Consider the following 23,863-nt stretch of genomic DNA (forward strand, 5'->3'; position numbering starts at 1 on the left):
ATATTATTGGAAAGATGTATTTTACTTTACTTTTGTTTTACAAAATTTACCTTGATCAAATTACGGCATAGAACATCATAACATGAGTCAATTATTTTCGAGTTATATCGCATTGGGTTCTAATTTAGAAGATCCTATTGCGCATTTACAGGCTGCATTACAAGAAGTTGCAGCGCTATCAACTACAGAAATTACAGCCATTTCTAGCTTCTATAGAACTAAGCCTATTGGGCCAGAGCAACCCGATATTATTAATGCGGTGATTAAAATAGAGACGGCATTAAAGCCTTATGATTTATTGCATGCTTTGCAAAAGATCGAGTTAGAGCATGGTCGCGAGCGCTTCATTCGTTTTGGTGCGCGCACTTTGGACTTGGATATTTTGTTATTTGATGATGTGACAATGGATGATGTTGAATTAACCATTCCTCATCCTAGAATGCAAGATAGAAACTTTGTGTTAATTCCTTTAAAAGAAATAGCGCCAGATTTGCATCTAGCGCCATTTGGTCATATTGATGATTTAATTGCTCGTAATGATCCAGAGGATTATGTGATTCCTTTAGATCTTAAAACGCTTGGCGATCAAGCCTAGCCAAACGCCTAACGCGCATAAGAAAATTAAGTAATAGCTGACAACATTTTCACTGAATCCTTGTGCAATGACTGGCACAAGGAATGTGGTTAAGCCGCCAAAAAATGCATTACCAATATTATATGAAAAACTCATGCCAGTTAAACGGACTTGCGGTTCATAAAGTTTTACAATGAAAATTGGTACGCAGGCCACTAATCCTAAAAATAGAGAGCTGAAAATATATAAAGCACCAATGAATAAAGTATTGGTATCTGTACCGAGATAGCTGAAGAAGATTGCGCTGCTTGTGCCTAATATAATAGAGAACATAATCATTGTTCTCGATAAGCCAATGCGATCCACCAACAAACCTGCGATCACGCTTCCAATGATATTCATAGCCGTTGCCATTAATGCGACTTTATTCACAAATGGTGCAGCTAATCCATATAATTCTGATTTCATTAAATTTGGAATCAATAGCACCATAATGACACCAGTCATTAATAACCATGTGGTTAAAACACCAAATAAACTCTCTTTAAGATATTTTTTTAAAACAATCTTAATGGGAAATTCACTACTTTTATCTCGTTCTGCTTTGAATTGTAAAAATACTGGCGTTTCCTGTAGATGGCGGCGTAAATAGAGTGAAAATAATCCTAATCCACCACCAATGAGAAAAGGAATTCTCCAAGCAAAATCCTTAACTTCTTGTTCTGTAAAGATAAGGTTCAATGATGTTGAAATGGCATAGCCAATTAATACACCAAATGTTAAACCTGCGGCGATTAAACTATTTGCTAAGCCTAAATGGTTAGATTTAACATGTTCTGTCACAAATACATGGGCACTTGGTACTTCTCCTCCTAAAGCAATGCCTTGTAATAAGCGCATAAATAAGAGTAATAATGGTGCTAAAATTCCGATGCTTTCATAAGTGGGTAATAAACCTATCATTAAGGTTGGGACAGCCATCAAAAACAGTGACAACATGAACATTCTTTTACGGCCAACAATGTCCCCAAAATGCGCCAAAATAATGCCACTTAATGGCCTGACAAAATAGGCAACAGCATAAATACCATATATGCTCATCAAAGAGCCTAATTCAGATTGTTCAGGGAAAAAATGTAGTTTCAGAATGGGAATAAATGTTAAAAAGACGATAAAGTCATAGAACTCTAAAGCGCCACCCAATGAAGATAAAGACAAGGTTTTAATGTCTGATCTCGTCAAAGAATTATTCATACCTTTATGTATCCATAAATGACAAAAATAGAATAGTACCGCAAAAGGGTATGCATTACTAAAATAGATCTTCACGAGAAATATTAATAAATAGGGCGTGTTGAACATTCATAATTTTAACCAAATATAAGCACAAGCTAAAGCAACTGTATTTTCATAATGTTGTTTTAGCTTGTCATATCTTGTTGCAATACCTCTAAAATGCTTCAATCTAGCAAAGGCATTTTCAACTAAATGTCTGATTTTATAAATATACCAATCCATATGATCATTATTAGCTTTCGTATTTCGCTTCTTAGGGATCACTGCATTAGCTGATTGATCTGTAATAATCTTTCTCAGATTATCAGAGTCATAACCTTTATCAGCACTTACATATTCTGTAGCTTTCAGCGATATTTTACTGAGTAACTCAGGTGCTACTTTAACATCATGGGTTGTGCCATCAGTTATCAAAAACTCGCAAGGATTGCCACAAGCATCAACAATCATATGTATTTTGGAGCTATTGCCACCAACGCTTTTAGAAATTGCCTCATCTGCTTTTGATGCAGATCCTGTGCTGTGCTGATGTGCTCTAATATGAGTTCCATCCATGAATAACCATTCACAATCAATATTTTTAGATAGATTTTTAAATAACTTCATCAGTTTATTATTTTTTGACCAACGGCTAAAAGCTTTAAATATGGTATTAGAAGCACCAAAATAGCTAGGAATATCTCTCCAAGAGCAACCTGTTCGCATTCTGAAAAGAATGCCTTCAAAGATATTTCTTAAATTAGGTTTGTCATAGATATTTAAATCTAGGAGAATAGGCTTCAGCGTCAGCCAAAGCTTTTCAGTAAGCATGGTTCGGGGCATAGCGAGTGGTTGATTTTGTTTGGCGATAATATTATACCGCTCGCTATTTTTTATTTTGAACTCAAATGTTCAACACGCCCTAAATAAATTTATTTTAAGATTACAAAATTTAAAATATTTAGATTGAAAACTAATCAAACATCCTATTTATATATGAATTGTTTTGATGAATATCAAGTAAGTATATTTTTTTGCGAAAAAACATTTATTTCTTTTATGTACTAACCTTATAACTTATTACGAATTAGCCAGCGATTATGGACGATAAGAAGTAAAAAAATGGCTAATCATTTAAAAAATATATTGTTTTTAGGCGTTTAAGGATAGTTAATTAATGAAACATGCAGTTTTTTTCCCTCTGGGGAAATGTATCACCATCGTATCAATGGCTGTTACGATGTTTGGTTGTGCTTCTAATATTAATCACAATACATATGCTGTGAATAATGAAAAAAATGATCCAATTATTGAAGTTGTAAGAGATCACAAAAATTCTAACGGCTCTAAAGAGTGCCGAACAAACTTTTATATTAACGATACGAAAGTGGGCAGTTTTGCAAATGATGAGCGTGCAGATTATCAGTTATCACCTGGTCATTACACTTTTACTGTGGATAACTGTCAAGGCAGATGTTCTCAATATGGTTTAGATGTTGAGATTAAAGCAGGTCAACAGCAAAAATTCACTGTATCAGCGGATGCAGCAGGCAAGCCGTTCATTATTGTTAATCAATAAAATATCGTTCCACAGAATTTGACCAAACATTATTGTTAGAGCAATCAGGGTATAAAAAAATTATGTCAACATTTGTTATCGTAGATAAAAAATCATCCAATGAAGTGAACGTGAATGGTTCACGAGTAGAACTTAAATCACCATCAGAAGTGCATACAAAATTATATAGAGAAGATGTCGCAGAATTTATTCAAGATGGTAATGACTTAATATTAAAATTAAAAAATGGTAAAACAGTTGTTATTGCTAACTTTTTTGTGAAGAAAGATGACGAAGAATCAGATTTAATTTTTGAAGACGAAGATTGTGGCATCCCATGGTTGCCACTATTGTTAGGCGCTGGTGGTGCGGCGGGTGCTGCTGCCGCTTTATCTGGCGGTGGCGGTGGTAGTGACAATGGTGGTAATGGAAATAATGCACCAACAGTGATTGGCAATAAAGCTCAACAACCTATTTCAACATTAGAGAACCAACCAAAAATAGATAAAATCAGTGATGTTACTGATCCTGATGGTGATGTATTAACCTATGTTTTAACAAGTCAACCTAACAATGGTACGGTTACCATTGATCCAAAAACGGGTGAATATACATATATACCTAATCCTGGTTTTAACGGCAGTGACACTTTTACTATAACGATTAAAGATGGCAAAGGTGGCTCAACAACTGTTGAGGTGCCTGTAACAATTATGCCTGCCACAACTGTATCAATTGATGGTTATGAAGATAATGTAGGTAATGCGCCTGAAAATATCGAATCTGGTCGATCAACTAATGATAATACGCCTAGCATTAGCGGCATGGCAAAGGCTGCAACAGAAGTTGAAGTCTTTATTGATGGAAAATCGGTAGGTACGGCAAAAGTTGGTCAAGATGGTAAGTGGAAATTACCTGAATTAACAACTGCATTGAAAGATGGACCTCACACAATTAAAGCTGTGGCAAAAGATGCATTAGGCAACGAAGTAAGCTCCAATGAATACACAGTGACAGTGGATACAGATGCACCACAAGTAACAGTGTCAGTGGATCCAAACGGTAAGATCACGATCACTTATCCAAAAGATGTGGATCCTGAAACGATTCAAACAGGTGAGATTACAGTGGATGGCCCAGAAGGTCCGATCACGGTAGTGTTCGATAAGCCTGTGACCAATGATCAAGGTGAAGTGACGATCACAGGCCAAGTACCACCAGCAGTGGATGGTGATGTGACTGTGACTGTCCCTGCAGGTTCTTATAAAGATCAAACAGGTAATGAAGGTCAACCTGGAGATGGTCAAGGTTCTGTGGATACAGATGCACCACAAGTAACAGTGTCAGTGGATCCAAACGGTAAGATCACGATCACTTATCCAAAAGATGTGGATCCTGAAACGATTCAAACAGGTGAGATTACAGTGGATGGCCCAGAAGGTCCGATCACGGTAGTGTTCGATAAGCCTGTGACCAATGATCAAGGTGAAGTGACGATCACAGGCCAAGTACCACCAGCAGTGGATGGTGATGTGACTGTGACTGTCCCTGCAGGTTCTTATAAAGATCAAACAGGTAATGAAGGTCAACCTGGAGATGGTCAAGGTTCTGTGGATACAGATGCACCACAAGTAACAGTGTCAGTGGATCCAAACGGTAAGATCACGATCACTTATCCAAAAGATGTGGATCCTGAAACGATTCAAACAGGTGAGATTACAGTGGATGGCCCAGAAGGTCCGATCACGGTAGTGTTCGATAAGCCTGTGACCAATGATCAAGGTGAAGTGACGATCACAGGCCAAGTACCACCAGCAGTGGATGGTGATGTGACTGTGACTGTCCCTGCAGGTTCTTATAAAGATCAAACAGGTAATGAAGGTCAACCTGGAGATGGTCAAGGTTCTGTGGATACAGATGCACCACAAGTAACAGTGTCAGTGGATCCAAACGGTAAGATCACGATCACTTATCCAAAAGATGTGGATCCTGAAACGATTCAAACAGGTGAGATTACAGTGGATGGCCCAGAAGGTCCGATCACGGTAGTGTTCGATAAGCCTGTGACCAATGATCAAGGTGAAGTGACGATCACAGGCCAAGTACCACCAGCAGTGGATGGTGATGTGACTGTGACTGTCCCTGCAGGTTCTTATAAAGATCAAACAGGTAATGAAGGTCAACCTGGAGATGGTCAAGGTTCTGTGGATACAGATGCACCACAAGTAACAGTGTCAGTGGATCCAAACGGTAAGATCACGATCACTTATCCAAAAGATGTGGATCCTGAAACGATTCAAACAGGTGAGATTACAGTGGATGGCCCAGAAGGTCCGATCACGGTAGTGTTCGATAAGCCTGTGACCAATGATCAAGGTGAAGTGACGATCACAGGCCAAGTACCACCAGCAGTGGATGGTGATGTGACTGTGACTGTCCCTGCAGGTTCTTATAAAGATCAAACAGGTAATGAAGGTCAACCTGGAGATGGTCAAGGTTCTGTGGATACAGATGCACCACAAGTAACAGTGTCAGTGGATCCAAACGGTAAGATCACGATCACTTATCCAAAAGATGTGGATCCTGAAACGATTCAAACAGGTGAGATTACAGTGGATGGCCCAGAAGGTCCGATCACGGTAGTGTTCGATAAGCCTGTGACCAATGATCAAGGTGAAGTGACGATCACAGGCCAAGTACCACCAGCAGTGGATGGTGATGTGACTGTGACTGTCCCTGCAGGTTCTTATAAAGATCAAACAGGTAATGAAGGTCAACCTGGAGATGGTCAAGGTTCTGTGGATACAGATGCACCACAAGTAACAGTGTCAGTGGATCCAAACGGTAAGATCACGATCACTTATCCAAAAGATGTGGATCCTGAAACGATTCAAACAGGTGAGATTACAGTGGATGGCCCAGAAGGTCCGATCACGGTAGTGTTCGATAAGCCTGTGACCAATGATCAAGGTGAAGTGACGATCACAGGCCAAGTACCACCAGCAGTGGATGGTGATGTGACTGTGACTGTCCCTGCAGGTTCTTATAAAGATCAAACAGGTAATGAAGGTCAACCTGGAGATGGTCAAGGTTCTGTGGATACAGATGCACCACAAGTAACAGTGTCAGTGGATCCAAACGGTAAGATCACGATCACTTATCCAAAAGATGTGGATCCTGAAACGATTCAAACAGGTGAGATTACAGTGGATGGCCCAGAAGGTCCGATCACGGTAGTGTTCGATAAGCCTGTGACCAATGATCAAGGTGAAGTGACGATCACAGGCCAAGTACCACCAGCAGTGGATGGTGATGTGACTGTGACTGTCCCTGCAGGTTCTTATAAAGATCAAACAGGTAATGAAGGTCAACCTGGAGATGGTCAAGGTTCTGTGGATACAGATGCACCACAAGTAACAGTGTCAGTGGATCCAAACGGTAAGATCACGATCACTTATCCAAAAGATGTGGATCCTGAAACGATTCAAACAGGTGAGATTACAGTGGATGGCCCAGAAGGTCCGATCACGGTAGTGTTCGATAAGCCTGTGACCAATGATCAAGGTGAAGTGACGATCACAGGCCAAGTACCACCAGCAGTGGATGGTGATGTGACTGTGACTGTCCCTGCAGGTTCTTATAAAGATCAAACAGGTAATGAAGGTCAACCTGGAGATGGTCAAGGTTCTGTGGATACAGATGCACCACAAGTAACAGTGTCAGTGGATCCAAACGGTAAGATCACGATCACTTATCCAAAAGATGTGGATCCTGAAACGATTCAAACAGGTGAGATTACAGTGGATGGCCCAGAAGGTCCGATCACGGTAGTGTTCGATAAGCCTGTGACCAATGATCAAGGTGAAGTGACGATCACAGGCCAAGTACCACCAGCAGTGGATGGTGATGTGACTGTGACTGTCCCTGCAGGTTCTTATAAAGATCAAACAGGTAATGAAGGTCAACCTGGAGATGGTCAAGGTTCTGTGGATACAGATGCACCACAAGTAACAGTGTCAGTGGATCCAAACGGTAAGATCACGATCACTTATCCAAAAGATGTGGATCCTGAAACGATTCAAACAGGTGAGATTACAGTGGATGGCCCAGAAGGTCCGATCACGGTAGTGTTCGATAAGCCTGTGACCAATGATCAAGGTGAAGTGACGATCACAGGCCAAGTACCACCAGCAGTGGATGGTGATGTGACTGTGACTGTCCCTGCAGGTTCTTATAAAGATCAAACAGGTAATGAAGGTCAACCTGGAGATGGTCAAGGTTCTGTGGATACAGATGCACCACAAGTAACAGTGTCAGTGGATCCAAACGGTAAGATCACGATCACTTATCCAAAAGATGTGGATCCTGAAACGATTCAAACAGGTGAGATTACAGTGGATGGCCCAGAAGGTCCGATCACGGTAGTGTTCGATAAGCCTGTGACCAATGATCAAGGTGAAGTGACGATCACAGGCCAAGTACCACCAGCAGTGGATGGTGATGTGACTGTGACTGTCCCTGCAGGTTCTTATAAAGATCAAACAGGTAATGAAGGTCAACCTGGAGATGGTCAAGGTTCTGTGGATACAGATGCACCACAAGTAACAGTGTCAGTGGATCCAAACGGTAAGATCACGATCACTTATCCAAAAGATGTGGATCCTGAAACGATTCAAACAGGTGAGATTACAGTGGATGGCCCAGAAGGTCCGATCACGGTAGTGTTCGATAAGCCTGTGACCAATGATCAAGGTGAAGTGACGATCACAGGCCAAGTACCACCAGCAGTGGATGGTGATGTGACTGTGACTGTCCCTGCAGGTTCTTATAAAGATCAAACAGGTAATGAAGGTCAACCTGGAGATGGTCAAGGTTCTGTGGATACAGATGCACCACAAGTAACAGTGTCAGTGGATCCAAACGGTAAGATCACGATCACTTATCCAAAAGATGTGGATCCTGAAACGATTCAAACAGGTGAGATTACAGTGGATGGCCCAGAAGGTCCGATCACGGTAGTGTTCGATAAGCCTGTGACCAATGATCAAGGTGAAGTGACGATCACAGGCCAAGTACCACCAGCAGTGGATGGTGATGTGACTGTGACTGTCCCTGCAGGTTCTTATAAAGATCAAACAGGTAATGAAGGTCAACCTGGAGATGGTCAAGGTTCTGTGGATACAGATGCACCACAAGTAACAGTGTCAGTGGATCCAAACGGTAAGATCACGATCACTTATCCAAAAGATGTGGATCCTGAAACGATTCAAACAGGTGAGATTACAGTGGATGGCCCAGAAGGTCCGATCACGGTAGTGTTCGATAAGCCTGTGACCAATGATCAAGGTGAAGTGACGATCACAGGCCAAGTACCACCAGCAGTGGATGGTGATGTGACTGTGACTGTCCCTGCAGGTTCTTATAAAGATCAAACAGGTAATGAAGGTCAACCTGGAGATGGTCAAGGTTCTGTGGATACAGATGCACCACAAGTAACAGTGTCAGTGGATCCAAACGGTAAGATCACGATCACTTATCCAAAAGATGTGGATCCTGAAACGATTCAAACAGGTGAGATTACAGTGGATGGCCCAGAAGGTCCGATCACGGTAGTGTTCGATAAGCCTGTGACCAATGATCAAGGTGAAGTGACGATCACAGGCCAAGTACCACCAGCAGTGGATGGTGATGTGACTGTGACTGTCCCTGCAGGTTCTTATAAAGATCAAACAGGTAATGAAGGTCAACCTGGAGATGGTCAAGGTTCTGTGGATACAGATGCACCACAAGTAACAGTGTCAGTGGATCCAAACGGTAAGATCACGATCACTTATCCAAAAGATGTGGATCCTGAAACGATTCAAACAGGTGAGATTACAGTGGATGGCCCAGAAGGTCCGATCACGGTAGTGTTCGATAAGCCTGTGACCAATGATCAAGGTGAAGTGACGATCACAGGCCAAGTACCACCAGCAGTGGATGGTGATGTGACTGTGACTGTCCCTGCAGGTTCTTATAAAGATCAAACAGGTAATGAAGGTCAACCTGGAGATGGTCAAGGTTCTGTGGATACAGATGCACCACAAGTAACAGTGTCAGTGGATCCAAACGGTAAGATCACGATCACTTATCCAAAAGATGTGGATCCTGAAACGATTCAAACAGGTGAGATTACAGTGGATGGCCCAGAAGGTCCGATCACGGTAGTGTTCGATAAGCCTGTGACCAATGATCAAGGTGAAGTGACGATCACAGGCCAAGTACCACCAGCAGTGGATGGTGATGTGACTGTGACTGTCCCTGCAGGTTCTTATAAAGATCAAACAGGTAATGAAGGTCAACCTGGAGATGGTCAAGGTTCTGTGGATACAGATGCACCACAAGTAACAGTGTCAGTGGATCCAAACGGTAAGATCACGATCACTTATCCAAAAGATGTGGATCCTGAAACGATTCAAACAGGTGAGATTACAGTGGATGGCCCAGAAGGTCCGATCACGGTAGTGTTCGATAAGCCTGTGACCAATGATCAAGGTGAAGTGACGATCACAGGCCAAGTACCACCAGCAGTGGATGGTGATGTGACTGTGACTGTCCCTGCAGGTTCTTATAAAGATCAAACAGGTAATGAAGGTCAACCTGGAGATGGTCAAGGTTCTGTGGATACAGATGCACCACAAGTAACAGTGTCAGTGGATCCAAACGGTAAGATCACGATCACTTATCCAAAAGATGTGGATCCTGAAACGATTCAAACAGGTGAGATTACAGTGGATGGCCCAGAAGGTCCGATCACGGTAGTGTTCGATAAGCCTGTGACCAATGATCAAGGTGAAGTGACGATCACAGGCCAAGTACCACCAGCAGTGGATGGTGATGTGACTGTGACTGTCCCTGCAGGTTCTTATAAAGATCAAACAGGTAATGAAGGTCAACCTGGAGATGGTCAAGGTTCTGTGGATACAGATGCACCACAAGTAACAGTGTCAGTGGATCCAAACGGTAAGATCACGATCACTTATCCAAAAGATGTGGATCCTGAAACGATTCAAACAGGTGAGATTACAGTGGATGGCCCAGAAGGTCCGATCACGGTAGTGTTCGATAAGCCTGTGACCAATGATCAAGGTGAAGTGACGATCACAGGCCAAGTACCACCAGCAGTGGATGGTGATGTGACTGTGACTGTCCCTGCAGGTTCTTATAAAGATCAAACAGGTAATGAAGGTCAACCTGGAGATGGTCAAGGTTCTGTGGATACAGATGCACCACAAGTAACAGTGTCAGTGGATCCAAACGGTAAGATCACGATCACTTATCCAAAAGATGTGGATCCTGAAACGATTCAAACAGGTGAGATTACAGTGGATGGCCCAGAAGGTCCGATCACGGTAGTGTTCGATAAGCCTGTGACCAATGATCAAGGTGAAGTGACGATCACAGGCCAAGTACCACCAGCAGTGGATGGTGATGTGACTGTGACTGTCCCTGCAGGTTCTTATAAAGATCAAACAGGTAATGAAGGTCAACCTGGAGATGGTCAAGGTTCTGTGGATACAGATGCACCACAAGTAACAGTGTCAGTGGATCCAAACGGTAAGATCACGATCACTTATCCAAAAGATGTGGATCCTGAAACGATTCAAACAGGTGAGATTACAGTGGATGGCCCAGAAGGTCCGATCACGGTAGTGTTCGATAAGCCTGTGACCAATGATCAAGGTGAAGTGACGATTACAGGTCAAGTACCGCCAGCAGTGGATGGTGATGTGACTGTGACGGTGCCAGCAGGTTCTTATACTGATGAAACAGGTAATCCAGGTGAAGAAGGTACGGGTTCAGTAACGATTCCAGATACAGGGCCACAAGTAGAACCAGCTTCTGTGAATACAAATGAAGATGAGGAAGGAAAAGGAACAATTATAGTTTCTAATTCTAATGGCGATACAGTAACGTATAAACTTGATCCTGAAAATGAACCTAAAAATGGTACTGTGGTCATTGATCCAGAAACAGGTGAATACACATATACACCACATGAAAATTATAGTGGTACAGACTCATTTAAAGTCATTGTAGATAATGGGAAAGGAACAACAGTTATTGAAGTTCCTGTAACTATTGAAGCTGTAGCAGATATGCCATCAGTTACAGAATCTATGGACTTTAATGTAGGTGAATTAGCGCTTAATAAATATGTTTGGAACAATATTAAAAATAAAGTAACTATTGATGGTCGCGTATATGACTTTGATGATGTTACAAATGGCGGCGGTATGGTTGGTAGTGGTATCAACAAGGATGTACTTGTGAATGGTATTGATGCTTTGTTAAAACATAAAGTATCGGATGCTACACATACTACAACGACAGAATTGCATTCAGGTAAAGATGCAGATGGAAAACTTATCGATAATACAGTGGATGAAAGTGCTGCAATTTTAATTAATGGATTGGTTTATTTAGAAGCTGGTAAAACTTATACATATCAAGGTAAAGCCGATGATACAGGTATGATTATTATTGGTAATGGTTTGTCGTCTCAGTATGTAAGTTGGGGTGGAGTAAATTCTGGTACACATGGTAATGATTTTATTGTTGAAGAGACAGGTTTTTATGACTTTAATCTTTATGTTTATAACCAAAGTGGTATCGGTAACTTTGACTTTAAAGTCACTGAAGAAAATGGTGCAGATGTCAAATACTATCCATCACCTGAAGCAGTTAGTGATGAATTACCAGAGTTTATACAATTAGATAATAAGCATCCAGATGGTTATTATGGAGTAAAATATGGTTATGCTGGTTATGAAGCAGAGCAAATTAAGTTAGATAGAATTCATGCTAAGTTAGCTGATGTCGATGGTTCTGAAACATTAGAAGTAACCTTAAATGGTGTGCCTGTCGGTTCTAAGTTAACTGTCACAACTGTTGATAAAGATGGGGTGATTGGCACAGCAGAAGCTGTTTATAAGAATGGTATCTGGGAGATTAGTGGCGGTGATAATATTGTAGAGTTCAAAGATTTTGTGCTTGAATTACCCAAAGGCGCCACAGTTGGAACAGAAACTATTACAGTAACAGTTACAGCAACTGAAAAAGATAATGGTGATTCAAAATCAGATTCATTCAAGTTTGATATTACAGTTAAAGATCCAGCTGATTTAATCACTGAAATGGACATTAAGACGTCAGGTAATGGTAATGAAGTTATTAACGGACAGGATGATGTTCACAATCTGTTAATAGGTGATCAAGGTGGTGTTCAAACAAACTTTGCTGCAGGTAGTGATTATAATGTTGCGGTTGTATTAGATGCATCTGGCAGTATGTATTGGCCTATGGATAACGCTGTAGCTGATGGTCCTAAACGTATGGATGTGGCTAAAGAAGGTTTGAAATTATTTGTAAATCAGATGGTTAATCATCAGGGTGAAATTAATTTTACTTTGATTACGTTTGATTATAATGCGGTTAATCACGGTACATTTACTGCAAATAAAGATAATCTTAATGATATTATTAAGATGATCGATGATATTCCTCAAACAAATAGTGGCACAGCGCCTGAAGCTGGTTTTGAAGAAGTGAATGGATGGTTTGATAAACAAGCGAATGGCTATGAAAATCAAACTTATTTCATTACAGACGGTGATCCAAGCAGAAAAACTACGGAAGCTTGGGCGGATCGTGATGCTAAATTTAAAGAGTTATCGGATAAGAGCAAAGTATTTGGCGTAGGTTTGGGTGAAGTTGATATCGATAATGTTCAACGTTATGACAATACTGATATCGATGGTAATAAGGTTGAGAATTGGGATTCGAGTCATAGAGGTTCAACTCAGGTATTGAAAGATCAAGAAGCATTGATTTCTTATTTGATTGGTGGCACTACTCAGTTTAAATCGGCAGCAGCAGGTAATGATGAGATTACAGGTAGTAATGGTCATGACATCTTATTTGGTGATGCAATTAACACGAATGATTTGACATGGGATGGTCGTGATTCAGTGAAACATCCTCAGTATTCAGGTTATTCAACATTAATCGATTACTTGAAAGCAACTGTTACAAATGGTGCTGAACCAACAAAATATGAGATCTATGATTATTTGAAAGAAAACTATCAAGATTTTATAGCAGCAGATGCAGCGGATAACACTGTGAAAGGTGGTAACGACACTATTGATGGCGGTGCAGGCGATGACATTATTATTGCTGGTGCTGGTAATGATCAAGTGATCGGCAGCCAAGGTAATGACATCATCTCAACAGGCGCAGGCAACGATACAGTGATTTACAACTTATTATCAGGCTTAGAAAATGATAATACAGGTGGTCATGGTGTTGATACTTGGGTTGATTTTGCATTAGGTAATCCTACAACTGATGATAATGCTGATGTTCTTAAATTCTCAGAGGACTTCTTCACTGGTTTAACGATGGAAGATCTATTATCTGATGATAGTTCAACTATTGGTAAGTTCATTACTGTGAATTATGATGAAGAAAGCCAAACAGCAACGATTTCTGTCGATCGTGATGGTGATGCTTCCAATCATTACACATCAGAAACATTGTTGCATTTGACGAATCAAGATACAGAAATTAAGTTAGATGATTTATTGGCAAATAATCAAATTGTGATTGGCTAATCATTTTATGTTGATTCAATATTAGTGATAAACACGCTTAGGATGCTTAATATCTTAAGCGTGTTTTTTTAGATGCATATTGATCGTTAAAAGACTTAACTTTACACATAGAATTTTATATTGATGAGTTGTGTTATGATGCGAGGCTGTATAAAAAGTCATCATGAATCATATTTCACATTGAACGATTTTTATTTGGTTTATAGTGAGTGTTTTATGTTATTGATGTGAAATCTTTGAATTATCCTTATGATTTTGATAGGTAAATAATGAAACTAGGCTTTACAACCCAAAAGAAGAAAATCGTACTTTTAAGTTTATGTAGTTTTTTATTGGCGTCATGCGCTGAAATGAGCTTGCCTTTGCAAGAAGATGATCCTGCAAAGAATCCTGTTGTACCCACTGAAGAAAGCCTCAAACAAGCCAAAGAGGCAAGAGCTGTTACTCAGAAATATAGTTCAGGTCAGAAAAAAGTGGTTTCATTGAAGGATGCGGCACAATTAATCGTTTTATTCCATCCTCGCATATTCCAAGCGAAAGGTAATGAAAATACCGAAGCGGAAATGATCGAAATCGCAGAAGCTGCTTATTATCCGCAGATTTCTGGTGGTTTAGGTGCTCAAAGAGAAAATGATCGATCAAGCCGTTATGATAAAAAATATCTGCAAGACATGAAATTAGAGATCAATCAGGTTTTATATGATTTTGGTAAAATTTCCAGTGCAGTGAAGAGTGCAAAATATGGACATTTGGGCGCGCAAGTTCAAACAAAATTAACCAATGAAGAGCTGATTCATATCTCATCCTTGGCAGTGATAACAGCTAATCGTTCTAAAGATTTAAGCTCATTGGCCAAACAGCAAGTGAATAGTGTGGATTCATTAAGTAAATTAGTGGAAGAACGTCATGCTAAAGGTGCAAGTAACTTATCGGATGTTTATCAGGCCAAGTCTAGATTAAATGATGTTTTATCAGAAGAATTAGATGTTAAATCTCAACATCAAAGCATTGTAAAATCTTTGGGGGTCATGATAGGACAAAGAAATATTAAAGATGCAACTGTAGGTCAATTGCCTGCCAAGCTAGAGCAAGCATGTTTTATCACACCGACATGGAATAAAATACCTGAGTATGAATTAGCACAGATTGAAGCAGAACGAGCAGTGGCTGAACTGGAAAGAGCTAGGGCAGATGAGTTACCAACAATTTCTCTAAATGGTCATGCTTCACAAGCATTAAATGCATCACCACGTTATGGTTCGCGCTTAGATACCAAAGTTGGCATTAATGTTTCGATACCGTTGTATCAAGGCGGTGCATTGTCTGCCAGTAAAAAAGCAGCTCAAAGTCGTATGGAATCTGCCGATGCTAAACGAATGGAAGTTCAATTAGACATTGAACAGAAAATCAGTGAAGCACAAGTGAGCTTACAGAATTTGAACCAACGTAAAAATTTATTAACTCAGCGAGTGAGTAATTTAAAGAATACAAAAGAGCTTTATAAGCAGCAGTATTTAGAATTAGGCACAAGAACTTTGGTGGATCTTTTGAACTCTGAGCAAGAATTCCATAGAGCACAAGTGGATGTTGTGAATAATCGTTTTGATATTATTCAAACTCAGTTGGAATGTGCCTATCAACAAGGCAAGTTAGCTGAATCTTTAAATATCTATACTGAATAGTTTATTGATACATAATAAATATTTGAAATTTAATACTATACTCAACAAATCAAAGCACCAAATCATTAAAGATTTGGTGTTTTGCTTTTATGCTACTCAGTGCATATAGATTTGAATATTTTTGTCATTTTGAATGTTTAAATCTATGGGTAACTGAAGAGGATAGTGTTGTGAGTGAACAAGAAAATATCGATAAAGTAAAAGATTATAGCCATTGGATTGAAGCTGTGATCACAGTGGCAAAACATTATCGATTAGATGTCTCCAAAGAAAATATTTCATTGACGAGTCATTGGTTGAAAGATCAACCGCTCAGTGATGTTTTAAGAGGAATGGCTAGACAAGCTGGGTTGAGTGTTAGTGTTGTTAAATTTACAGAAAAAGAATTATCTGTTTGGCGTTTGCCATTAGTTGTGCAATTTGTGGATGGACAAATTGCGGTTGTGGAATCCATTGATCAAGATCAGCAAGCAGGGATCATTTACAGTGGTGATGGCGGTGTTAGAAGCCAAATTAGCCAGCAAGCGTTATTAGCTAATGTCAAATTAGCAGTGATATTAAGGCCATCGCATACAGTGCCCGATTCACGCATTGATGATTATATCAAGCCGCATGATCCGAAATGGTTTAAATCACTGGTTTTAAGGGATTGGAAGCCATATAGCCATGTTTTTATTGCCTCTTTTATCATTAATATATTGGCTTTGGCGGGCATATTATTCACACGACAAGTTTATGATCGAGTGATTCCAGCAGAATCGTATCCAACATTATATGTATTATTCAGCGGCGTGATGATCGCGATTATTTTCAGTTTTATGTTACAAAAACTGAGAACTAGAGTGATTGATTTATTGGGAAAACGTGCTGATTTAAGAATTTCTGATCGTGTTTTTGGGCACGCATTGCGTATTAAAAATTCCCATAGGCCAAAATCATTGGGAACTTTTATTTCTCAGATTAGAGATTTAGATAGTGTGCGTGAGATGTTCACATCAACGACAGTGACAGCTTTTGTCGATGTCCCTTTTTTCTTGCTGTTTTGTGTTGTGTTTTGGTACATGGCGGGAAGTTTGGTGTGGATTCCTGTGATCGCGGTTGTTTTAATGGTGCTGCCTGGTTTATTAGTACAAGGTAAATTAAGAGCATTAGCAAACGAAGCAATGAGAGAAAGTTCGTTGCGTAACTCAATATTAATTGAGGCAGTGCAAGGTAATGAAGATATTAAAACATTACAGGCAGAGCAACGCTTTCAACATCAATGGAATAACTATAATGCTGTATTAACAGATGCAAATCTCAGATTAAGATCTTTAACAAGCACATTGACCAGTTGGACACAAGGTGTGCAGACAGCAACTTTTGCATTAATTGTATTATTCGGCGCACCAATGGTCATTAATGGTGATTTATCAACAGGTTCATTAATTGCAGCATCGATTTTGAGTGGACGAATGATTGCACCAATGGCAGGATTAACACAAGTTTTAACGCGTTGGCAACAAGCTAAGTCTGCTTATCACGGGATTAATGAATTAATGAAATTACCTGTAGATAACCCTGAAGAACAAAAAAAGGTACATAAAAAGGTCATTTTAGGTAATTACAACATTCAAAAGGCAAGTTTTTTCTATGGGCAAGATAGTGTTATCCCTTCTTTGCTTGTGAAGAACTTAACCATTAAACAAGGCGAAAAGATCGCAATTCTTGGACGTAACGGTGCAGGGAAATCTACATTATTACAAGTATTATCAGGTTTATTAGAGCCTCGTGATGGGGTTGTGAGTGTAGATGGCGTTAGTTTATCTCACATTGACCCAGCGGATGTGAGGCGAGATATTGGTTTAATGGGACAAGGCTCTAGTTTGTTTCATGGCACCATTCGAGAAAACTTAATGTTAGGTGCGCCACTTGCGACAGATGATGACCTTAATAAGGCTTTAAATATTACAGGTGCGGCAGAGTTTATCCGCCGATTGCCAACAGGTTTGGATCACATGTTAGCAGAAGGTGGCATAGGGTTATCTGGTGGACAAAGACAATCTCTATTATTGGCGCGTGTTTTGATCCGCAATCCATATATTTTACTGTTGGATGAACCAACAGCTGCTTTGGATGATGTGACGGAAAAACATTTATTGAATGGTTTAAATACTTGGGTTGCTGATAAAACAATGGTGGTGGCAACTCATAAGATGAGCATTGTGAATATGGTGGATCGTATCATTGTGATTGATCATGGACAGATTGTTTTAGATGAACAAAAAGATGTTGCACTCGCTAAATTATCAGGTCAAATCAAATAATATAAAGGAGTATGTATGAAAAATATGTCGAAAGACGATCATATTCTATTATTAGATTATGATGAAGATAAGCGCCGTTATAACGATCAAATCAATGATGCTGAAATTGTAAGATCATCGCGCATTATTTGGTGCAGTTTGCTGTTGATAGTGGCTTTATTGGTTTGGTCATATTTTGCGGTATTGGTTGAAGTTTCAACAGGAACAGGCAAAGTTGTACCAACATCTAAAGATCAAGTGATTCAGTCATTAGAAGGCGGAATCATTTCGGAGATTTATGTGAAAGAAGGCGATGTTGTTGAAAAGGATCAGATTTTGGTTCAGTTGGATTTAACCAAAACAGAAGCAACGGTAGAGGAAAGTGCTGCTAAATATCGTGCGGGTTTGGCCAGCATTGCTCGTTTAAAAGCAGAAGTAGATGGCAGTGATTTAGTTTTTCCAGAAGAGCTCAACGACTTTCCTGCATTAACATTAGCTGAAACACGTTTATATAATACTCGCCAAGAAGCATTGGAAGAATCTATTAGTAGTTTGCAAAAATCTGTGGAGTTGGTTGCAGAAGAATTAGCACTGACGCAAGCTTTGGCTAAACAAGGCGCATCGAGCAATGTGGATGTTTTAAGATTACAAAGGCAATTGGCTGATCTTGAAATGAAAATTACAGATAAACAGTCAGAATATATGGTTAAAGCGAGAGAAGAACTCAGTAGAACTCAAGCCGAAGTTGAATCATTAGAATCTATCGTTAAAGGTCGCTCTGATTCTTTATCACGTTTAACATTGAGATCTCCTGTACGTGGCATTGTGAAAAATGTGATGTTAACGACAAAAGGTGGTGTTGTACCGCCGAATGGTGAGTTGATGCAGATCGTACCATTGGATGACCAACTATTGATAGAGGCGAGAATGTCCCCAAGGGATATTGCATATATTTATCCTGGGCAAGAAGCTAAAGTGAAGATAACAGCTTATGACTATTCAATTTTTGGTGGATTAGAGGGAAAAGTGAAAGTAATTTCACCTGATACTATTCAAGATGAAGTTAAACCAGAAGTTTTTTATTATCGTGTTTTTATTTTGACAGATACTGATTCTTTGGTTGATAAGAATACAGGAGAGAGCTATCCGATTGTTCCAGGTATGGTTGCTTCTGTTGATGTGAAGTCTGGGGAAAAAACGGTATTTGATTATCTCATGAAACCGTTTGGTAGAATTAAAGAGGCGATGAGAGAGAGATAAGATAAATAGATAAGCGATAATTCATTGAATTATCGCTTTTTATTATTGTGCTTGAGCCTGCCCTAAATCTTATGTAAATCTATAAATATTAATTTAGTTTACATTGATGCAATGTTTCATCTATGATGTGTTCATTCTATTAATGCAGTGAGCAAATAAATTATGAGTAAAAAAGTTTGGACGATTGAGGATGCTGAAAGCTTATTTAAAAAGCCTTTATTTGAATTATTATTTGAAGCGCAAAAAGTCCACCGTGAAAATTTTGATCCCACCAAGATCCAAGTGAGTCGTCTGTTATCCATTAAAACAGGTAAATGTTCGGAAGATTGCAAATATTGTTCGCAAAGTGTTCGCTACGATACAGGTTTGGATGCTGAAAAATTGATGGAAGTGCAAAAAGTCATTGAAGCTGCGAAGAAAGCCAAAGAAGATGGCGCAAGCCGTTTTTGTATGGGTGCAGCTTGGCGTAATCCAAAAGATCGTGATATGCCATACATTCAAAAGATGATCGAAGAAGTGAAAGGTCTTGGCATGGAAACGTGTATGACTTTGGGTAGCTTAACTTCTGAGCAAGCGAAAACTTTAGCCGATACAGGTTTGGATTATTACAACCACAATGTGGATACTTCTCCTGAATTCTATGGTGAAATTGTCACAACGCATAGCTACCAAAACCGCCTAGATACTTTGGATCACGTGCGTGAATCTGGCATGAAAATTTGTTCTGGCGGTATCATTGGTTTAGGTGAAACAGAGCGTGATCGCGCATCGATGTTAACGCAGTTAGCGAATATGTTAACACCGCCCGAAAGTGTACCGATTAACCGTTTAATTCCGATTAAAGGTACACCATTGGGTGATAATAAACCTGTGGATGATTTTGATTTTGTGCGCACGATTGCTGTTGCAAGAATCATGATGCCAAAATCGATGGTGCGTTTATCAGCGGGCCGTGAAAATATGTCATCGGAATTACAAGCTTTGTGCTTCATGGCAGGTGCAAACTCGATTTTCTATGGCGCAAAATTGTTAACAAGCCCAAATGCGGATCAAGATGATGATAATGCATTATTTGAGCGTTTGAACTTAACGCCAGCAGATAGCCCAATGTTGGATAATGTATGTTAATTTAATATTTAAGCATTCATAATTTTATTTTCCGCCCTTCGGGCGGAAAATTGATAATGATATTTAATATTAGAATTCTCCATATTTGATAGATTTACCTTGAAAATATTGGCTGAATCGAGAAGAATGGTGAATTAGTATTTGTTCAACCATGATGTTCTTGATGTGGATAAAGTATGGAAATTCTAGCGCTCTCTAAAGTTACACAAGCCAATGGCGAGATGACATTGCCTGGTTCTAAAAGTATTTCAAATCGTGCTCTTCTTTTGGCTGCATTGTCAGAAGGACAAACACATTTACGCGGTTTATTGCAAAGTGATGATGTGCACTACATGAAAGAGGCTTTGACTGCGCTTGGCATTGTGATCAACACATTGAGTGACACAGAATGCATTTTAACGGGTAATGCCAATGGTTTTCCCAATAAAGATGTTGAACTATTCCTAGGCAATGCAGGTACAGCGTTTCGTTCATTGACAGCAGCAACAGCTTTAAACAAAGGGCATTATGTTTTAAAAGGCATTCCTAGAATGCACGAACGCCCGATTAAAGATTTAGTCTCTGCATTGCATGAAATGGGCTTGTCCATTAATTATTTGGAGAATGAAGGTTATCCGCCTTTAGAAATTTTCCCTGCTGAAATCACATCCGATACCGTTTCTGTGAAAGGCTCTGTTTCAAGTCAATTTTTAACGGCATTATTGCTATCCATTCCGATGACGCAAAAAGCGATGACGATTAAAATTGATGGTGAATTAATTTCTAAGCCTTATATTACGATCACATTATCCATGCTGAAAGATTTTGGCATCGTGGTGGAAAATCGTAATTGGGAATCTTTTTATATTCCTGCCCATCAAGAATACCAATCCCCAAAAGATTATTATGTGGAAGGCGATGCTTCAAGTGCCTCATATTTTGCAGCATTAGGAGCGATTGGCGGTGAAATTAAAATGCATGGCATTGGCACAAAAACGATTCAAGGTGATGTTGAGTTCTTGCGTGCTTTAGAAATGATGGGGGCGATTGTTGAATGGGATGAACATCAAGTCATTGTGAAAAAGCCTGAATCAGGCTTAAAGGGCATTGATTTAGATTGTAATCACATTCCTGATGCAGCCATGACTTTTGCGGTATTGGCTTTATTTGCAGAAGGTAAAACCATATTGCGTAACATTGGCAGTTGGCGCGTTAAAGAAACAGATCGCATTCATGCCATGGCTACCGAATTGAAAAAACTCGGTGCAGATGTTGTGGAAGGTGAAGATTTCATTGAAGTTTCTCCTGTTGCAAAGCTCAACGAAAATGTTTCTATCTTTACTTATGATGATCATCGTATTGCAATGTGTTTTTCACTTTGTAGCTTCCTCGTGCCAGTGATCATTGAAGATCCAAAATGTGTGAATAAAACATTCCCAACATATTTTGATGTCTTTAAGCAGTTAGTGAGCGAATGATGATTAAACAGCCATTAAGCACATTATATTCTCGATCATTATCGCTTGTGGAGTTAATGATTATTTCTGTCATCGTGGCGATTGTGATCACGATTTTGGGGCAGAAATTTTTGGGATTTGATGATGATAGTAAATTAGTGGCGGTTAAACAGGATATTCGCTCCATTGAAGGTGCATTGAATCTTTATTACAAGGATATTGGTGAATATCCTTCAACAGAGCAAGGTTTACAAAGTTTAATAGAAAATCCCAATTTACTACATTGGGGTGGGCCATATTTGGCAGAGGATTTAATCATTAATCCTTGGGGGGATGCTTATCAATATGAATCTTTTGGTCAGGAATATGTAATATTTGCTGATCAAGAGTGAAGATAATGAATTTAAATAATTGTTAATCATAAGTTATCATTATCTTAATAATCATCATGTTATTATAAGAAAAAATCATTATATATTACATTTCATTACAATTTGATGGCTGTCAATTAAGACACCGCTTTATTAGCGTGCTAGACTCTAATAAATTATTCTTATAAAAATCATAAAATTGAATAGAAGGGAGATGATTATGACAAATAAAGTTTCCGCGTCAGACAAGAAAAAAGATTGGCGTAACTTTTTATTGCTAGGTTTTATCGGACTGCCTATTACTGCGATTCTACTCATATGCGCATATGGATTTATTATTTGGTTTATGCAGTTACTATTCTGGGGGCCACCGCATTAAATCAATAATGCTGAAGAATAAATTATAATTTAGGGGATTATAATATGCAGTTTATTAAAAAAATATTAATTCAATTAAAAAATCTATTTGTAAAACCGTCCATGACCATTGGTTTAGGGGTTTTGGTTACTGGTGGTTTTATTGCGGGCTTATTATTTTGGCAAGCATTTAACTCGGGCATGGAATATACCAATACAGAGCAATTTTGTGTGAGTTGCCATACGATGTCCCATAATCAGGAAGAATTACAGGAAACTGTACATTGGAAGAATCGTACAGGCGTTCGTGCTTATTGTGCGGACTGTCATGTGCCACATAATTTTACGGATAAAATTGCGCGAAAAATGCAGGCAAGCCGAGAAGTGTTGTCTCATGTTATGGGCGATATTGATACGAAAGAGAAGTTTGAGGCAAAGCGTCTTGAATTGGCGCAACGCGAATGGAAACGCTTAACAGCGAATGGCTCAAAAGAGTGTCGTGCTTGTCATGATTATAATCAAATGGATTTTGACAAAATGAGTATTATGGCGCAGATGCAGATGAAGAATGCCGCACAGTTGAATACGCCATGTATTGAGTGTCATAAAGGGATTGCACATAAATTGCCAGAAATTAAACAGCAGATGAGCCCTGAGCTTGCGAAACTTATCGCATCAGCAAAAAATGAAAAGATTGGTATAGATCAAATGGGTTATAACGTTGTGGCTCAGCCAATTTATTCAGATTCCGCGCTAGAAAACCGTATTGGTACCTTAGAAGTTGCAACCTCCGTTAAAGTGATTGAAACCACGAAAGATGCAGATAAAGTTGAGTTATCTTTGTGGCGTAAAAGCAAAGGATTCAGTCGCGTTTGGTATGAAAAATTTGGTTTAAATGTTGTGAGTGCAATTTTTGAAAAAGAGTTTGCGCAGAATAAAGATAACTTTACGGTGATGGATACGAAGGAAGATCCTTTAACAGGCTTAAGTTGGGAACACGTTAAAGCAGATGTTTGGGTGAAAAAAGGCGATTTAACTGCATCGAGTGAAGGTTTATGGAATGTTGCCAAAGCAAGCTTTAATACAAGTTGTAGTGTTTGTCATAGACCGCCAGCTGTTGATCACTTTGATACAAACACTTGGCCTGGAATCTTCAGCGGAATGGTAGGTTTCACCAATATGGATAATGATACCCAAAAATTGGTTTTGAAATATTTACAATTCCATTCATCAGACTTTGATAGCGACAAACGTCACTAATCTGTTGCTAGAGGAGAGAATT

At 39.3% G+C, this 23,863-nt stretch carries 13 protein-coding genes; 11 read left to right on the forward strand and 2 right to left on the reverse strand.

What is annotated here, in order from left to right:
- Positions 1 to 82 precede the first annotated feature (82 nt).
- On the forward strand, positions 83 to 595 hold the full coding sequence (gene folK / locus ACA100_RS03130; protein ID WP_481078549.1) for a 2-amino-4-hydroxy-6-hydroxymethyldihydropteridine diphosphokinase: 513 nt from the start codon (positions 83 to 85) through the stop codon (positions 593 to 595).
- Here folK and ACA100_RS03135 read toward each other — a convergent pair.
- Positions 563 to 1,828: an MFS transporter gene (locus ACA100_RS03135; RefSeq protein WP_481078550.1), complete on the reverse strand. Its 1,266-nt coding sequence runs from the start codon at positions 1,826 to 1,828 to the stop codon at positions 563 to 565. The two genes, folK and ACA100_RS03135, sit on opposite strands and share 33 nt — an antisense overlap.
- A gap of 108 nt (positions 1,829 to 1,936) precedes the next feature.
- Entirely contained in the window at positions 1,937 to 2,692 is a 756-nt protein-coding gene (locus ACA100_RS03140; RefSeq protein WP_481078551.1) for an IS5 family transposase, read from the reverse strand.
- Between the two features lie 334 nt (positions 2,693 to 3,026).
- Between ACA100_RS03140 and ACA100_RS03145 the strand changes: the two genes are divergently transcribed.
- From ACA100_RS03145 to torC, 10 genes are all read left to right on the forward strand, one after another.
- A complete protein-coding gene (locus ACA100_RS03145; protein ID WP_481078552.1) occupies positions 3,027 to 3,428 on the forward strand; it encodes a hypothetical protein in 402 nt (133 codons plus the stop codon).
- A gap of 62 nt (positions 3,429 to 3,490) precedes the next feature.
- Complete coding sequence (locus ACA100_RS03150; protein ID WP_481078553.1) at positions 3,491 to 14,062, forward strand: Ig-like domain-containing protein; 10,572 nt, start codon at positions 3,491 to 3,493, stop codon at positions 14,060 to 14,062.
- Between the two features lie 269 nt (positions 14,063 to 14,331).
- The gene (locus ACA100_RS03155) at positions 14,332 to 15,744 is read left to right on the forward strand and encodes a TolC family protein (RefSeq protein ID WP_481078554.1); all 1,413 of its coding nucleotides are present in this window, start codon (positions 14,332 to 14,334) and stop codon (positions 15,742 to 15,744) included.
- An 89-nt stretch (positions 15,745 to 15,833) separates the two neighbouring features.
- Positions 15,834 to 18,050 carry a type I secretion system permease/ATPase gene (locus tag ACA100_RS03160; RefSeq protein ID WP_481078555.1) on the forward strand — a complete coding sequence of 739 codons (2,217 nt, stop codon included), beginning with the start codon at positions 15,834 to 15,836 and terminating at the stop codon, positions 18,048 to 18,050.
- 15 nt (positions 18,051 to 18,065) lie between these two features.
- Positions 18,066 to 19,289 (forward strand): beta-barrel domain-containing protein, encoded by a 1,224-nt coding sequence (locus ACA100_RS03165; RefSeq protein WP_481078556.1) that lies wholly within the window; start codon positions 18,066 to 18,068, stop codon positions 19,287 to 19,289.
- A 162-nt stretch (positions 19,290 to 19,451) separates the two neighbouring features.
- The gene (bioB, locus tag ACA100_RS03170) at positions 19,452 to 20,417 is read left to right on the forward strand and encodes a biotin synthase BioB (RefSeq protein ID WP_481078557.1); all 966 of its coding nucleotides are present in this window, start codon (positions 19,452 to 19,454) and stop codon (positions 20,415 to 20,417) included.
- A 176-nt stretch (positions 20,418 to 20,593) separates the two neighbouring features.
- A complete protein-coding gene (gene aroA / locus ACA100_RS03175) occupies positions 20,594 to 21,874 on the forward strand; it encodes a 3-phosphoshikimate 1-carboxyvinyltransferase (protein WP_481078558.1) in 1,281 nt (426 codons plus the stop codon).
- Positions 21,871 to 22,245, forward strand: coding sequence for a type II secretion system protein GspG (locus tag ACA100_RS03180; protein ID WP_481078559.1), 375 nt, complete (start codon positions 21,871 to 21,873; stop codon positions 22,243 to 22,245). The genes aroA and ACA100_RS03180 overlap by 4 nt, the downstream gene beginning before the upstream one ends.
- Before the next feature lie 199 nt (positions 22,246 to 22,444).
- On the forward strand, positions 22,445 to 22,603 hold the full coding sequence (locus tag ACA100_RS03185; protein WP_481078560.1) for a periplasmic nitrate reductase, NapE protein: 159 nt from the start codon (positions 22,445 to 22,447) through the stop codon (positions 22,601 to 22,603).
- A gap of 44 nt (positions 22,604 to 22,647) precedes the next feature.
- Positions 22,648 to 23,841, forward strand: a complete 1,194-nt coding sequence (gene torC, locus ACA100_RS03190) for a pentaheme c-type cytochrome TorC (RefSeq protein WP_481078561.1) — start codon at positions 22,648 to 22,650, stop codon at positions 23,839 to 23,841.
- Positions 23,842 to 23,863: the final 22 nt, after the last annotated feature.

The organism is Wohlfahrtiimonas sp. XWW7, assembly GCF_056716055.1.

What these genes read in the sequence shown, in the direction of transcription:
- folK (WP_481078549.1), top strand. Translation starts at nt 83, where the DNA reads ATGAGTCAATTATTTTCGAGTTATATCGCATTGGGTTCTAATTTAGAA.
- ACA100_RS03135 (WP_481078550.1), bottom strand. Translation starts at nt 1,828, where the DNA reads ATGAATAATTCTTTGACGAGATCAGACATTAAAACCTTGTCTTTATCT.
- ACA100_RS03140 (WP_481078551.1), bottom strand. Translation starts at nt 2,692, where the DNA reads ATGCCCCGAACCATGCTTACTGAAAAGCTTTGGCTGACGCTGAAGCCT.
- ACA100_RS03145 (WP_481078552.1), top strand. Translation starts at nt 3,027, where the DNA reads ATGAAACATGCAGTTTTTTTCCCTCTGGGGAAATGTATCACCATCGTA.
- ACA100_RS03150 (WP_481078553.1), top strand. Translation starts at nt 3,491, where the DNA reads ATGTCAACATTTGTTATCGTAGATAAAAAATCATCCAATGAAGTGAAC.
- ACA100_RS03155 (WP_481078554.1), top strand. Translation starts at nt 14,332, where the DNA reads ATGAAACTAGGCTTTACAACCCAAAAGAAGAAAATCGTACTTTTAAGT.
- ACA100_RS03160 (WP_481078555.1), top strand. Translation starts at nt 15,834, where the DNA reads ATGCTACTCAGTGCATATAGATTTGAATATTTTTGTCATTTTGAATGT.
- ACA100_RS03165 (WP_481078556.1), top strand. Translation starts at nt 18,066, where the DNA reads ATGAAAAATATGTCGAAAGACGATCATATTCTATTATTAGATTATGAT.
- bioB (WP_481078557.1), top strand. Translation starts at nt 19,452, where the DNA reads ATGAGTAAAAAAGTTTGGACGATTGAGGATGCTGAAAGCTTATTTAAA.
- aroA (WP_481078558.1), top strand. Translation starts at nt 20,594, where the DNA reads ATGGAAATTCTAGCGCTCTCTAAAGTTACACAAGCCAATGGCGAGATG.
- ACA100_RS03180 (WP_481078559.1), top strand. Translation starts at nt 21,871, where the DNA reads ATGATGATTAAACAGCCATTAAGCACATTATATTCTCGATCATTATCG.
- ACA100_RS03185 (WP_481078560.1), top strand. Translation starts at nt 22,445, where the DNA reads ATGACAAATAAAGTTTCCGCGTCAGACAAGAAAAAAGATTGGCGTAAC.
- torC (WP_481078561.1), top strand. Translation starts at nt 22,648, where the DNA reads ATGCAGTTTATTAAAAAAATATTAATTCAATTAAAAAATCTATTTGTA.